Below are 600 nucleotides of genomic sequence, written 5' to 3'. Positions count from 1 at the left end.
GGCATCGAGCTCGGCGGCGAGGCGCGCGGCGGATCGCGCGCGGACGGCGCGGCGCAACGGCCAGGCGAGCAGCCCGCAGGCGACGGCGGCGAGCGCCCAGACCAGCACGCGGTCGTTCTGCACCAGCCACGCGAAGCCGAGGCCGAGCAGAGCGACCCAGGGCGCGGCCATCAGCGCGACGAGCAGGATCTCGCGCCAGTATGTCCGGAGTCGCCGCGTCATGCCGGCTTGCTCCGGCGCACGGCGTCGGCGAGCGCGTCCTGGAAGGCGCGGCGGACCTCGTCCGGCGGCGCGGCCTCGCCGCGGCGGGCATGGGCGAGCCAGACGCAGGCGGCCTCGCCGAGGCCGTAGGTGATGGCGAAGGCGGCCGCGGCGTTCAGCGTGCCGCCGAGCAGCGTGCCGATGCCGGGGATCAGCTTCGCGACCTCGCGCAGCCCGTATTGCAGCGCGGCCCAGAGCGCGGCGCCGCCGCCAATGGCAGCAGCAAAGGCGGCGATGTCGGCGCGCGTCCAGGCGACGCCGTAGCGCGCGGCGAGCGCGTTCAGCATCAGCGCGTTCGCGCTCGCCACGCCGCCGACGCCGAGCAGCGGCACGGGCACG

Annotated in this window: 2 protein-coding genes; both read right to left on the bottom strand. The window is 76.8% G+C overall.

Features of this window, described 5'->3' with window-relative positions:
* Window positions 1–222: hypothetical protein (locus L2I40_RS24210; RefSeq protein WP_237217875.1), on the bottom strand; the 222-nt coding region annotated here is incomplete at its 3' end.
* Window positions 219–600, bottom strand: a 382-nt coding sequence (locus L2I40_RS24205) for a DUF697 domain-containing protein (protein ID WP_237217874.1), incomplete at its 5' end; no start/stop codon positions are given. The genes L2I40_RS24210 and L2I40_RS24205, both read right to left, overlap by 4 nt.

Origin of the sequence: Falsiroseomonas oryziterrae, assembly GCF_021864505.1 — a bacterium.
GTDB lineage: Bacteria > Pseudomonadota > Alphaproteobacteria > Acetobacterales > Acetobacteraceae > Falsiroseomonas > Falsiroseomonas oryziterrae.
Note: the sequence above shows the minus strand (reverse complement) of the source record. Positions and strands in the feature narration are given on the sequence as shown.